A 14,518-nucleotide genomic window follows, 5' to 3' on the forward strand; every position below is an offset into this window, starting at 1 on the left:
CCATCACCAAATGATGGGAGGGTATCATTTCATTCATCACTCCTCGTATTCTTTTTTTCTATGGTATAGCCGAGTGAGAGAATCACTTTCAATGTTTCCATCGCTGTACTGCGGTCATAATCCTTATCTATTTCCGCTAATTGGGCATATGGTATCAGATTGGGATGGGTTTTAGCCGTATCGTCACGGTTTGGCCCATATCGCCAGCCTTGTTCCATACGCTGGGAGGCCCATATTTCATGGATATGTTCCGCCAGTTCCTCCTTCAGTTCAAGGATTTCCTTAGGCAAATCTGCCTTTGCTGTATCTATTGGTCTTGGTTTATACATGATGGGAAATGTCCTTTCTTTCCTATTTAATTATAGTTTATAATACATATATAGTAATAATTTCCTGGAGAGTGTTTACGTGAATAATAGATTTATCCTAAAAACGGTGATTCCTCTCATGCTCGTATTAACCGCATGCGGCGGGCATCAAACGATTCATAAAAAGCCCGCTGAAACAACTAATAGTGAAATGGAAACGGAAAACACGAAAAAGTTCCAAGCGGTTAAACTCAAAAAATTGAACCCCGGTTCTCCCAATGAACGGGCAGTATTAAAGAAACAATGTGAGCAAAATCAAAAAAATTGCCTCGAATTTGCCTTAAAACAAATCGATGCCACCATCGCCTCCGCAGAAAAGGATAGCAAGACATTGACCATTCGTGATGATGCAGCATACAGGAAATATGTATATCCCTATTTATTTGAAGCCGATTTAGCTGACCAGCACTTGTACGAAAAGGGGAAGAAAGCAGGGGTGCGGTCAAAACAATACTCAAGCTATGTAAAAAGGGAACTAATTGACAATCCACAAAATGACATGCTTGCGCTTCTTAAGGCCCTTAAAGACGTTCGTTATCCGGAAAATCGAAAGGATTTTCACGAGACGCTCCTTTCCTATGGCCGTGATTTGTATCGACTTTATGCTCTGCAATATTATGCCGGCCTTGCTGGCAAGAACCGTGAGCCATTAGACAGCAAAATAGATGATTTAATCTTTTCAAAGCGTTCCGAGCATGGATACTTAGAAGAAACACTTTACCCTAAAACCGAAGGCTCCGGCGATACCTATGGATACGGGGAAATTACAGCCGGTGTAAAAACTTCTGTGAAGAATAAGAAAGCTTTATTCTCCTGGGACATGTTTGATACAGAGGGAAAGGATTATCCCATGAGTATTCTAATTGATTCAGAGAAAATTAGCGGTACAGATGAACAGACGCAGATACACGAAGGTGAATTTAGTTTTGGATTATTAGAATCAGGCACGGATGATCTTTATATCCAGGATACCAAAATCGGGCACTGGTCGTATTCGCAAGCGAGTGAAAATATCCGCCGAATGGACCCATTTATTATCGCTGCCTCACAGCTTCAGGAAGAGTGGAGGGCCAAGCTGTTCTATCTCCATCACGGCAGAGTCATGCAGGTGTTCACACCAGATGGCAAAGATCTATTTGATTTTAATTATGGCGCGATTCGGGCACTTGCCGGTAACCGATTTATGACAGCCCGATTTCATGATGAAACAGATGGGATCATCCTTGAAACCTATGCGGTTGATTTTAACACCGGTAAAACTTCCCTAGTAAACAAAAGAGAATATCGTGCCGATGAAACAGAATTTGAACTAAACTTCTATTTTAACAAGCAGCAGCCATAGCCTTACTTCCATTTCCGAAACAGCCGGATAAAGAAGGTAATTGAAAAAAGTAGGAAAAAACCAAGAATGTAAGCAACCTTTGTTTCTTTGGAGATCAAGGTTGGCAATAGGGTCATGCTGACGACGATAGCGGCAGCCGTTCCCCATTTCAAACCAATATCCACCTTCTTACGGAAGGGGCTGTCTACATAGCGATACCGGACGGTGCGGTTGAGAAACTTTTTCCTTAACAGATATAAACAAACCAAGAAAAATGAAGCAACAATGATGACAATAAGATTGCCAAAATCCCTGGTTGTTAAGGAAATCGTGATATTCATAATAAGAAAAAACATGATGATCCAATAAAGACTTTCAATGATATTCCGAACTGCAATCATAATTATCGAACTCCTGTTCAAACTTATAGAGGTGTGATTAGGTATGAAATTCTATTACAAAACCATCTATCATTTGTCGCTGCTTTTTACGTTTTTCCTTTATCCTCTGATAATAGCGGCCATCTACTTTTTTGATGATTCCGCAAAATACTACCAGCAATACTTCAAAGCGCATATGATTCTATTTTTCTTTCCTATCCTTATCAGCTTTGCCCTTAGCTTAGTCTTAAGTAAGTTCCAGTATGAGAAAACGCCGGCAAAGTGGAATCAATGGGCCTTGATCGGGATTCTTACCGTTTTGATCGTTGGTTTTTTCGTGGATGGAACGATGATTGGCTATAATTACGCAACTCCGGCTATCGATCAAGCTCCCATCGAAAAACAGGTAATACTAACAAGAGTGACTGCCTACAAGGATACCTATAATAGCGACTGGGACCTCAGCAAGTATGGACAAATCCCGGCAGACGTTGAAGGAAATCCCTATCGGTTCGTCCTGAAATTAACAGTAGACGGCTCTGCCACCTATCGGACGGCTGATTTCTTCTATGAAGACACTCAAAAGCAATATAAAAGTCAACTGACCAATGAGGTAGGTAAACCAATCATCCTCACGATGCTGCCTCATTCAAAACGAATTATTTCGATTGAAGCAATGGACCAGCCTGGTTACTTCCTCTATCAGGATCCTCTGTATACAAGTACGGGTCCGGAGGAAAATTAGGTTCAGGGTCTGACCCTTTTCGGTCAGGCCCTTTTTAGTTTTGTTTATGGATAAATTCCCATTCCTCCAAGCCTTTTCCCCCTGTGAAAATCAATAGCTTTTCCCCGTTCCATTTTAGATCATAGGCAGAGTTTTCCAGATACCATGTAGTCGATTTACTTAGGTCATCAACCTGAAGGACCTTCAGCCAGTTCCCGAGTGAAATCGCGATGATATTTGATTTCGGCTTCATTGCCAGTAAAGGCGATGTCCCGGCTGTTTTAATCAGCATCTCCACCTCTGCCAAGTTAACCTGATTTTCATTTCCTTCCTTCATTAAACTCTCTAAATCTATCAGATTTTCGGATGAGTTCTTTAATAGTTTTTCAAAGTATTCACTTTCTTGCTCCTTTTCCTTGGAGGAAAGGAGAGGACCGCTATAAGCCACTTGCTTTTCTCCGATATGAACAATAGAGATTTCATATTTAGCGTTGATTAGGATTACATACTGGTGATTGGCACTCCAGCCCATCTCAATGATTCTCTCATTTAATTCGCCCTTCATAATGAGCCTCTGGCCACTGGAAACTTCATAGAGGAACAACGCCTGATTTGCATAAACCGCCAGCCTGCGGCCATTGGGACTCCAGACTGCAACCCCTTCACCATGACCAACATCCCCGATCTCCAAATTCCAAGTTTCCTCCCAATCCTTTGTTAAATCAATGAGTTCCACCATTCCATTGGCAAATAACACAAGGAGTTTTTCTTCTGTTGGAGAAAAAGTGCAGGTAATGATATCGTACTCCGAGCGGACGATCTTCTTCACAGTACCTTTTGGTACGCTCATAACCCAAGCCTTATTATTTGTTCCATAGCAAAGGTATTTTTCATCATGGGCCCATTTTGAAAACAAAATGGGGGCGGTACCATCAGGCTTGTATTGGATCGTTTCCTGTTTCGTTAAAGACTGAAGCTGTATATATTTTCCGTAATGCCCTGTCGCAATCCACTGATGCTTGGGGGAAATGGCCGATGAAAGAATAATGGAATCCCAAATTTCAGCGGAGGTACCAACCTTTCTTAGGGCACTCGACTCGCTAAATTTCAATTCATGCAAAATTCTTGGAATCAAGGTGGGCAATATTTGAAATACCCAAAGACCCTCTTGACTTATCAAGGGAACTGTCTCCAGCTTCTTCATCCATCCAGCTGCTCGATCCGGTTCCATATCCCAAATCGTGATTTTTCCTTCATGCGAAATGAGAGCAAGCAATGGCCCGTTTACCATAGCGAGCTTGGCTAGCTGGTACTGCTGCTGCTGGAAACTTACTTCAACCGTTCCATCCACGGGCAGCCAGCGTTTGATTTCACCGTTTTCCATAATGGATACAACGAATTCCGGGGTTAGAAGATGGATTCCTTTTCTGAGGGATGACGTATTATCTTCACGAACTTTATGAACGGCATCCCAAATGGTCACACTATGATCCTGGGCCATGTATAGTTTTTCGCCTTTTGCATCAAAGCATAAATCGCGATGCCTGGAGGAAAAGAGGCTCTCCAAACGAAAACTCGAATACAAACGTTGAAAAGGAATGGTTTCGCCTGTTCGCCATTGCTCCACGATATCATTATTGAACCAAATGGCGATTTCCGGTTCCGATGGATGCCAAGCAGCCATCCGTACTTTCCCATGCAGGGTCTGAATCAGGTAGGTCTGTTCCTTTTTCCGGTCATACAAAGAGACAAGGCCATTTTGAAAGATAAAGGCATACAGACTTTCCCGGGGATGACAAACCGTCTTGACAATAGGGTGCTCCATTTCTTGTGAATAAATGGTCTCATAGGACCTAACATCCATCATCTCCAGCCTGTTTCCGCTCGTCACGACAACCGACTGATCCCGCTTGTGGACAGCGAGGCTGTCGAGTTCACCGATACTGGGATTAAATTGTTCCATTTCCTCTCCAGTATGAATATTCCAAACCTTAATATAGCTGCCTCTGATGGTCAGGATCGCATCCTGATTCGGGTGCCAGGCACAAGCCTTGATGTCCGTATCGCCTGTCTCAAAAATATGAAGGCAGCGATCTTGTGCAGAAAGCCGATTTTTCCGCATCATCATCGGGAGCCCATGTTTTTCATACCAATTACTGGCGGCTTCATGGGCAGATTGCTGTGAAGATTGCAGGGCAAACATTCGGGTTTTCTCGGGATATTTTCGTAAAATCGCATGACGGCTCCGGCAAAGGTGCTCAAAATCATTCAACTTTTTAAGATCTTTTGAATCTGGTGGCAACTTACACCGCTTCCTTAACTGAAGGAAGTCCTTTAACAAATCATGGGACATCCCGGCATGGAATTTTGCCTGTAAGAATAGGAAATCAGACAACGTGTTAATGCATTCCGAAATTTGCCCGCTTTGGCTGAGTTGGTAGGGAAGCTCCGAACATTTTCTTGTGTTTGGATGCTCCTCAAAATAAATCGACTGCTTTTCGAAATAAGCAGCGATTCTCGCATGAAAATCAACCGTCTCAAAGTCATCTCTTACTTTTTCCTCAATTTGGCGATGGTAAAAATTATAAAGAACACGGCCGCCCTCATTCCGTTCAATCATATAGGGTTCAAGATCATTAAACAGCCGAGCCCAAAACACAATCGGCAGCCGGTCATGCTGAAATTCGTAATAGGAACTCTCATAAAAGTCATTCATCACTTGCTCTGACTCAGAAAGGAGGTCTAAAATTTCCCCCTCCTCGAGCCCGTTTCGCGATGAAGCTAAGAGGCCCAACACATGCTTGACCAAAATAGTTCCATGGTTCGATTCAGCCGCTAGGCGCCCGATAAATAAATCAATCATTCCCTGAATGGTCTCAGGCAGAGAGGCCTGGTTTGAATAGGAATGCCACAGTTTCACTTCTTCAAATACGAGTTTTAAGAATAGGGGCAGGGGGCATTTTCTAAAAGCATTCATCACTAGCGTGAATTGTTCGGAAGTCAGCCTTCTTCCTTCGTCGGCCAGCCAGTTTGTCATTAAAATTCTTGCCTCTTCTTCGTCCAGAGGCTCCAGTAACCGGAAACACTCTTTCTCAAGCATCCCTTTTAAAAGGGTGAAGGCCTTTTTATCCGTGGCAACCGTCACCACCATTTGAACGTTTTCCGGTAGTTGGGTCATAAACCATTTCGGAAGCAAATGACTGTCCGACATTTGATCAATGGCATCCAAAATCAGAATCAGCGGATCTTTTCTATTCTGAAATTCCTCATTTAATCTGTGTAGTGCAGCATCTAACTCTTGATATTGCAGGATGGATTCGGTTTCATCCGGAGCCAATTCCAGTAGGATCGACTGCATCAATTCCAGGGCATGCAATCCAAATGCGGAAGCCCCAATAAATCGAGAAATGACTTTGGACGCAGGCAGCTGCAGCAGCAGCCGTTGCGACAGTTCTGCGGCAAAGGCGGTTTTTCCGGAACCCGATTCACCTGTTACAATCAGCGGATGGCGTATGTTCGAGGTTAAGTCTTTGAAAACCTCGCGGAAAAGCTTTTCCCGTCCGATAAAATGATCCGTTCTGCTTTTGGCAAATAAACGGTGGGCTTCTTTTTCTTTATCAACAAATCGAATTTCCTCCATATTTCGGCATTCCCTTTCAATGACCTGACTTAACTTGGAGAGAACGTCTTTGCAAAAATCTTCAATGTAGAGTGGGTCGACGTTATTATCTATCCATGCGGCGGAATATTGTTTTATATTTTCCTCTGGCAGAAAGGTTCGAAGGTCGTTCTTTAAGTTTTCAATTTGCTTTCTTGAATGTTCATGAATCGTCCCGTCCGGTAGAAGGTCAATAAAATCCGCTTTCCTTGTGTCTGTGGGCACGTTTTCAAGTTCACGGAAAAAAGCAAATACGTGATCACCCGCATCCTCCTGCTTGAATGCTCCCTCCCGAATTTCGTGCTCTGTGGCAGAAAGCCGGTATTTTGCCTTTTCCTCCGAACTGATAGTCAGGAGGGGGAGAGCCTGGTCAAATAAATAGCGAAGATGGTCCTCAACCGGATTCCAAAGTTCCGTATCTATGTATTCGTCGGTCCGCGGTTGTAAATAATAGGATGCCGGGACCGAATTCAAATCAAGCTGGTACCATTTACGAAGAACTTCATCGTTCTGATGAAAGGCTAAGATCCATTCAAATTCCTCTCTTTCTATCTTATTGGGGATCGGTCTCCACCCATACCGGTTTCCCAATAACACCAGGAAGTTGGGTCTTGGGGATAATTCCTTGCTTCGCTTGATCTCCTGCAAGCAAATATCAAGTGTCTTATGGTCAAGCTGCGCTTCTTTACTGACGCCCCATCGTAAATCAATCGCTTGAAACTTCGCTCCATATCGCTGACAAAGCTTATCCAGTTCTGGAAAAACACGATTCTGCAAGGCCTTGCGTTCCTCCACTAAATCGGTAAAAGTAGAACTGATAAATAAGCGGAAAATTTTACTCGATCTTGGCATTTCCTTTCACCGCCTTCTTCAATTGAACAAAATGATATAAGATGACCATCAATAAAACAGCATTCGTGATGACAAGGAACAACCCGAGTGATGGCATTGGAATCCCAAGTGATTGTTCCAATTGGTCGTTCCAGACAGGATTTATTAGGGATAAAATCAATCCCGCAACCATAAAAATGGCGGAAAAACCGGCGATCTCCAGCGTCTTTTTGGAAAAATAGTGTCGAATAGGTATAATACAAAGAAAAATGCCACAGATCAAAAACAAAATAGCAATAAGCCCCTGGAAAGGCATTTTTCCTACAAGTCCAAGAAAGATCACTGAAACCGATCCAACGGCAAAAATACTGTACATGAACGGTCCTAATCCTATGTAAAGAAATAACAGGATGGTTGAAGTCATACGGCGTTTTCCTAAAAAAAACAGCTGCCTTAAAAAGCGGGGCAAAAAATAAACATATCCCGCAAATAATATGGTGAAGCAAAACGCTTTAAAGCCCTCCACTTGGATCCCCCCATTCTCGTCTATTTTCTAAGCAGTAGTTTTAAGTCTAATGAAGACTGATCGAGCAATGTACGCTTGTCCGAATCATCTGACCCAATAAAAACGGTTTTTGCCCCTTCCACAATAGAACGAACGGATTCATTTTGTTGGTTTACTATGTCAGGGTTCATTCCATAGTCCTGGAAGGATTTGAATAATTGGTAAATCTGAAACTTTTTCAGCTCACTGCGATTTTTTTGCAATGCTTTTAACAAGGTCATCATCGGTGTATTACCCGCATCATCCTGTAGATTCGGATCGAGCCCATCAGCCAGCAACTCCTCCGCCATCTTGATGGCTCCTGCACCCATAGCAAGATGTAAAAGTGATCTTCCTTTGTTATCTAGGGTTGTCAGATACTGGTGATCGGGATCTTTTTTTATAAATTTCTGGTAGACGGGAATGTTGTTGTAGATGACCGCCTCCTGAATGGGGGTCAGATTCCGAATGCCCCCCTTTGTTTGAAGCAGTTTCTCCCCACCATTTTGCAGAAGAAGATTAGCGATCTCGGCGTTGCCATATCTGGCTGCATAAGCAAGAGCCTTTAAATGTGTGGAATGATGAAGCTTGGCAGCATTTAATTGCTGGTTCAGTGCATCCTCATTATGATCATAGATGGCCTGCAGCAAATCTGCCTGATTAGGATTTGGCGAACAGCCAGCTAAAGAAAAGCAGATCACCAAGAATAGGATTGATTTTTTCACGTTCATTCCTCCGGGCGGCTTGGGTTCCGCCATTTCCAAAGATAGAGCAGATTCCCAACAAATGTTGTAAGTAAGCTGAAGATAAAGGCATTAATTAATAATGACATTTCGTCGGTTTTTACTAACATGTTTATCTGGTTAAGGCTGCCTTCCCCCGTGCTTAAGATGGTATTGCCAATGCTTGAAAAATGAGCAAGGAATGCCAGTAAGGAGGCCATTCCAACGCAAAATATAAAAGATTCCCAAATCCAATTTCCTTTGGAATGCTTTGTCATTTGATATCCCGCCCGAACCAGCAGCATTGCGGGTATTAGAAGCAGGAGGAGTGGCACGAATTTTAAAAAAGGGCCATCCACAAACGGCTGGAATATCTTATGAAAGCTCTCCAAATCACTAGAATGGCCCCAAACTTTTAGTTTTTCCAAAATGGAATACTCGAGCGATTCCACTTCACCATTTGTGCTTCCATTAAAAATAATCTTGCCCATTAAGAGTAAAAAGGTAAGGTAAAAGGCGAAAACGACCAAAAGGAGGTAGATGTGGCCGTTTTCCTCCAAAGCTGCCTCATTAAATTTTTTCGTGACTGCCGGAGACAAGATGATCATCAGGGCAATCGATATCACATAAAGGAGGAGGAGGAGCTTAAAGGCACGCAGGAAAGGATTCACCCCCATTTCAGAAGACTGCGCTTTTTTTCTGCCGAGATTGATACTAATAAGCGAAAAAAGGAGTCCAAAAATGAACGATATCGTAAACGTATTGGCGATACTATATGACTGTTTGATTAACAAACTTCCGGTTTCGTTCTGAATGGTGGTGCCGCTCACTGCGGCGACAATTGTCATAATGATGGTATAAACGACACTTGTTATAATCGTGAAAGCATTCAAAAGTGCCAGATTAGGTTTTTTTATCCATTTTATAAATATCTTTTGGCTAATAAGGATGGCCAAAAAGGGGAGAAGCAGCAGCGGAATGAATCCCAAAGCATAGTGGACGCTGACGGATACCGGCTCTCCTTCTTCTGTAAGGCTGAAATCAATTGTTTGTGTCTGTAAATGGAATAGCAACAGGGTATCCCGCCAGTTTGTTTGGAAATCAAAATTATATTCATCCAAAAACTGCGATACATGTGACTGATCCAGCCCCGATTTATACATTTCCGTCAGTAATTCCGATAAGGGCTTGAGGGCAAAGGCTAACAAGGCCAGGATCAATACCGCGGTAAAGGCAGTCATGACGGATGGGGGAATAACCCGGATGATCTGTAAAACAGAAATTCTTTCATTTACTTTGGCTGTTTCAGCAGGACTTATTTCCTGTTCCTCAGCCTTTATTGGTTCTTCCACATCGTAGAGCTGTATCTCCATTTCCCTAAATCCTCCCAAAAACTCTATCTAGTTATTACTATAGTAATAGTTAATTTGTTGGAAATAATTATAAAGGATAATTTTAGAAATGGGAACCATGAGGACGGTACTCTTACCTCTTTTTAATAGATAGAAAATAATTTTATGATAGTAAAAAAAATCTCGGTAAATGTCTTATCCTGAATCAAGTAACCAGCAAAGTAGAATAAGCGGAGATTTTTCGGCTAAATCCAGAATGGAGCTCATTTCGGGGTATATAAGGGGAGGTTTTCCGATTATGCAAAGTAAAATCACCCAATTTCACGTTTTTCGAGTAAATAGACGGAATCTCTCCGTCTATTTAAGCTTTTTTTAATAATAATTCCTAATTAAGCGAAATTTTTCCGTCTATTTATCAGATCGGGTGTTTAACCTGATCCCCCAATCGCCCCTCATGATTCTAGATACGGGAATCAGCAGCTTTTAATAAAGATCAATAAAATTGATACTCAAGACTACCTATATTTTTTAAGAGGAGCAAAAAAGTCTTCAGAATCAGCTAAACTTACTTTTTCTTTTTTTACCAATTTCGTTATTCCCGTTTTGAAATCGACAATTTGATACGTAAATACCTCATAATAGATTTCGCCATCCGCATTATTGTCCCAGGCGATGATGAAGGTATCTTTGCTAATCGGATAAATATGGTTTCCGCTATGTCCGAAGCCGCTCGTTCCATCAGGGCCTTTCACTTCCACCATTTTTTTATCATGAATATAAAAGATCTTGCTGCTATAGGTATTAGTAGACTCCGTTTGATTTACAACCATCAGATTTGGAATATTCCCAATAACCTCACCACTGTTAGCTTTGTTCATATTAAACAACCAATCTCCAATTTCTGCTTCTTGAGGAGTATTGTTCAAATATAGCTGATAAGAACCTTCACGGAGAGTGTCACCTTCTTGTGCCCCTGCCCAGGACATATCTGATGGATACGCCTTATCTTGCTTTGCCACGATTTTCACGTTCGAAATGTCCCCATTCGTATCCTTTACTTGATCCCAGTTATAGACAATTTTATCGGGATCAATTATGGTCCCCGCATCTTCCAACAACTTTAATTGTGCTATGATTTCTCCATTTTCATCTGTTTGGGCAAGTAGACCGATATTTTTCGCATAGTATGTACGGCTGCCCGTGTCAGATTCAATCACTACAACATGTTCAAACGTGCCAGCTGGTGTTTCATAGGAGTCTAGTAGTTCAGCTATTTTATAATTCGTACATGTCTCCGGGTCCGTACAGACTTTCCAAACAGTCCCTAATTTAATAGGATAAACAATCGCTGTGTACCCCTCGCTATCGGGAAATCCCACAAAAAGCTCTTTCTTACTCTCCTGATAAATATTTTTCTGTGTTCCACCTTCGCCGAAGTTCATATTCCATATTTGTTCACTGCCATGATCTTGGTCGATGGTTTCTGTTGAAGTAACTCCTTCACTATATTGATAGGTATATATTTTCTTAGGGTTCCTTAAGAAGGAGGCATGGATAAAGGCTTTCGGATCTTTTAGTTTATGGGTAGCTTGTTTATTCTCCGCCTGTATTTTCGGGGTTTTTTTATCCTCCTGCTGTTTAGTAATAGTGACCTTATTATCACAAGCTGCCAGTACCATTGCTAAAATGAAAAGCAATGGAAATAATCGTTTTTTCATTCTGTCATTCTCCATCCACTTGATAAAATTTTCCAATACACTATTAAAATAGTAACAAGAATATGTAAATAAGGCTAGAAAAAAAGTACTAATTAGTAGGGGATTTGTTATAATATGGTACTATAGTCGGTTCATTTGATAATTATTGGAGGAAAAAGATCAATGAAAAAATTGGTTGATCAGCACTTAGCAAAAGTAATCTTTACGGCCTTTGCTATCATCATTTTACTATGTATCTGGGGGTTTTATTTTATATCTGGGACACCAAGTCTGACTTTAACCGCGTTGTTAACCATCGATTTGGTTGCGTACGTGTCTGTCTTCTATACCGGGCTTATTAAGAAAAATAGATTGCAAGTGTTAATGTTTTTGGTGGCGGTAACCACAGGGTTTTATGGTTTTAAATTTTTAGCTATTAAGGAGTACTCGGTACTCAACTCCATGTACTCAACGTTTCGATTATTCCTGCTAGATTTGGACCCGGTATTTCCAGAGGATGGAAGTGTGTTTACTAGATATCCACTTGCTGTGGAAATTGCCCGCTGGTCTGCCGCAGCGTATACGATTTCCACCCTATTTTCCATCATTTATTCTTTGTTTAATCAAAAGATTAGATTAATTTGGTATGGAATTCTCGGAAAACATATTGTGGTTTCTGGTTTTCATAAGAAAAGCATGACGTTGGTCGAGAATCTAAAAAAAGAGGACAAAAAAGTGGTTTTATTGGCAGAAGAAATCTCTGAAGCTCAGCGCAGCTATTTGCAGGAGTTAGGTGTGATTGTTTTTGCCGGCCGGCAAGGAGACCCCTCGTTATATAAAAAAAGCAAGCTTCAGCGGGCTGAATACTTTATTATCTATCATGAGGATGACTCTAGAAACTTAAATGAGATTCTCGCATTAAATCATTATGTGAATAACAAAAGGTCCCTCTTACATATGAAGCAAGTCATCTTTCATCTTGAATCTCATCAATCGATGGAGCTATTTGAAGACCTTGAAAAGGAATTAGATTTTCATACAAATGTATCCTTAAAACCTATTAATGTTCACCGACTGATTGCGAATGAATTGTTTGATCAAATTCCTTTGTATAAAAACTACGAGAAAAGGGTCCGTGACCCTCAAGGAGAGCCGCTGCATCTTTTATTCATCGGGTTTGGCCAAACGGGTCAGCAGCTTGCTGTTCAAGCCATTGAACGATCGGCTTTTCTGACGAAGAAGTTATTGAAGATTACTGTCTTGGATAAGAATGCAGGGAGGGTAAAGAAGGAGTGGGAGGATAATTACCCGAACAGCAAAATGGTGGTGGATATTCAATTTCATTCCATGAATATTGAGATCGAGTCCACCTTTGATTTCTTGAAAAAACAACCGCTGGCATTTACCCATTTATTTGTTTGCCTGAAGGAGGATTCGCATGACCTCAAGGAAGGAATCCGTCTAGCAAAGAAAATCTCCGATATTCCCATCTTTTTAAAGGTAAATGAGGAAGCGGAAATTAGCCTATGGCTCCATCGCCATGAGGGGAAGTATCACAATCTCCATTTGTTTGGAAATCATGATATGATTCTCACTTACGATTATGTGATTAATGATCAGCTTGAAGATTTGGCGAAAAAGGTTCATGAAAGCTATCAAAAAAGCAAAGAATTGGAATCCAATACAAAACAGAAAGAGTGGCGTGAGCTTTCTACTTTCACAAAGGAATCCAATCGCAATCAGATTACCCATGCGTTTACCAAGCTTATGCTTCTGGGTTTGAAAGCAGTACCGGTGTACGAGGAAAGTAAAAGCGGTTTAGGGGCAGTGACTGAACTAGAGTTTAAAGCAGAAGCCAAAAAACTGTTGGAACCTATTGCCGAAGCGGAGCATAAACGCTGGAATATCTTCCATTTTTTAAGAGGATGGGACATTCTTGAAGATATATCTAACGGAATAAAGGATACGGACAAGAAGCTCCATGGTTGCTTGGTTACCTATAACGACCTAATGAAAATATATGAGCTTACGGGTGAAGATTATCAAAAATATGATCGTGACGTCGTCTTGGATTTGCATGATACGATGAAAAGATTAGGGTATAAGATCGTGAAAGACTCATGGAAATAATATTCCTTATTGTTAATTGGGTATAAGATCTAGAGTACGAAACGGGGAGAGTTATATGCTGTTAGAGAGGAACCAAACGCCGCTTTTATCAGAGCGATTTGAAGTGGCGTTTAATCAAATTCATGAATCACTTAGGAAAATAGTCCAAATTAAAGATGATCGATTTGTTGTTTTAGTTAAAGCAGGGGCTAGAAATTTTCAAATTGTGGATACATATAAAGAAGAATTAGAGCAGTATGCAAAGCTGAGAAATGCCATCGTGCATGAGAAGACAGAGATCGGTTATTATATTGCCGAGCCGAATCGTTCAGTGGTGGAACGAATTGAAAAAATTGCGTCGATTATGGGAAGGCCTAATTATGCCCTAACGATTGCCACAAAGCAAGTGGTCTATTTTAATATGGATGACAAAATCTTAGATGTCATTCATGCAATAAAAGAGTATGGTTATTCACAATACCCCATTTATCAAAACAAAGAGTGTGTCGGTCTTTTATCAACGGGGGCAATTGTGAAATGGATGGCAGCAAATGTCCAAAGCAGTGCGATCTATTTAACGAATATTCTTGTGAGCGATATACTGCAGGCTGAGAAGGCTCTCCCTGTGAAATTTGCACCAAAAAGTATTAATATTTTTGAAGTGGAAAGTATTTTTGAAAAAGAGCATCTTGAAAATAAGGATCTAGAAGCTGTCATCATTACGGAAAATGGCAAGTGCAATGAAACGCCAATCGGGCTAATCACGGCTTGGGATTTAATTGAAATTGATTATACGGCTGATTAATTTTTGT

At 41.1% G+C, this 14,518-nt stretch carries 11 protein-coding genes; 4 read left to right on the forward strand and 7 right to left on the reverse strand.

Features of this window, described 5'->3' with window-relative positions; genetic code table 11:
* Positions 1-29 precede the first annotated feature (29 nt).
* Positions 30-329 carry a RyR domain-containing protein gene (locus CVD27_RS20275; protein WP_101649898.1) on the reverse strand — a complete coding sequence of 100 codons (300 nt, stop codon included), beginning with the start codon at positions 327-329 and terminating at the stop codon, positions 30-32.
* Positions 330-408: 79 nt separating this feature from the next.
* Between CVD27_RS20275 and CVD27_RS20280 the strand changes: the two genes are divergently transcribed.
* Positions 409-1,710 (forward strand): hypothetical protein, encoded by a 1,302-nt coding sequence (locus CVD27_RS20280; RefSeq protein ID WP_101649900.1) that lies wholly within the window; start codon positions 409-411, stop codon positions 1,708-1,710.
* Between the two features lie 2 nt (positions 1,711-1,712).
* Here CVD27_RS20280 and CVD27_RS20285 read toward each other — a convergent pair whose 3' ends face one another.
* Positions 1,713-2,090, reverse strand: coding sequence for a hypothetical protein (locus CVD27_RS20285; RefSeq protein ID WP_101649903.1), 378 nt, complete (start codon positions 2,088-2,090; stop codon positions 1,713-1,715).
* Positions 2,091-2,133: 43 nt separating this feature from the next.
* Between CVD27_RS20285 and CVD27_RS20290 the strand changes: the two genes are divergently transcribed.
* A complete protein-coding gene (locus tag CVD27_RS20290; protein WP_101649905.1) occupies positions 2,134-2,814 on the forward strand; it encodes a hypothetical protein in 681 nt (226 codons plus the stop codon).
* Between the two features lie 34 nt (positions 2,815-2,848).
* Here the strand turns inward: CVD27_RS20290 and CVD27_RS20295 are convergent, their stop codons facing one another.
* From CVD27_RS20295 to CVD27_RS20315, 5 genes are all read right to left on the reverse strand, one after another.
* Complete coding sequence (locus CVD27_RS20295; RefSeq protein WP_101649907.1) at positions 2,849-7,303, reverse strand: DUF4062 domain-containing protein; 4,455 nt, start codon at positions 7,301-7,303, stop codon at positions 2,849-2,851.
* Positions 7,287-7,808, reverse strand: coding sequence for a DUF2304 family protein (locus CVD27_RS20300; RefSeq protein ID WP_101649909.1), 522 nt, complete (start codon positions 7,806-7,808; stop codon positions 7,287-7,289). The genes CVD27_RS20295 and CVD27_RS20300 overlap by 17 nt, the downstream gene beginning before the upstream one ends.
* 20 nt (positions 7,809-7,828) lie before the next feature.
* Positions 7,829-8,551, reverse strand: a complete 723-nt coding sequence (locus CVD27_RS20305) for an ankyrin repeat domain-containing protein (RefSeq protein ID WP_101649911.1) — start codon at positions 8,549-8,551, stop codon at positions 7,829-7,831.
* A 2-nt stretch (positions 8,552-8,553) separates the two neighbouring features.
* On the reverse strand, positions 8,554-9,921 hold the full coding sequence (locus CVD27_RS20310; RefSeq protein ID WP_101649913.1) for a hypothetical protein: 1,368 nt from the start codon (positions 9,919-9,921) through the stop codon (positions 8,554-8,556).
* Positions 9,922-10,415: 494 nt separating this feature from the next.
* Positions 10,416-11,618: a hypothetical protein gene (locus CVD27_RS20315; protein WP_101649915.1), complete on the reverse strand. Its 1,203-nt coding sequence runs from the start codon at positions 11,616-11,618 to the stop codon at positions 10,416-10,418.
* Positions 11,619-11,780: 162 nt separating this feature from the next.
* Here CVD27_RS20315 and CVD27_RS20320 point away from each other — a divergent pair, with 162 nt between their 5' ends.
* Together CVD27_RS20320 and CVD27_RS20325 are read left to right on the forward strand one after the other, a co-directional pair.
* Positions 11,781-13,727: an NAD-binding protein gene (locus CVD27_RS20320; RefSeq protein ID WP_101649917.1), complete on the forward strand. Its 1,947-nt coding sequence runs from the start codon at positions 11,781-11,783 to the stop codon at positions 13,725-13,727.
* Between the two features lie 55 nt (positions 13,728-13,782).
* The gene (locus tag CVD27_RS20325; RefSeq protein ID WP_101649918.1) at positions 13,783-14,511 is read left to right on the forward strand and encodes a CBS domain-containing protein; all 729 of its coding nucleotides are present in this window, start codon (positions 13,783-13,785) and stop codon (positions 14,509-14,511) included.
* The last annotated feature ends 7 nt before the right edge of the window (positions 14,512-14,518 follow it).

The organism is Neobacillus cucumis (assembly GCF_002860255.1).
Lineage (GTDB): Bacteria > Bacillota > Bacilli > Bacillales > Cytobacillaceae > Neobacillus > Neobacillus cucumis_A.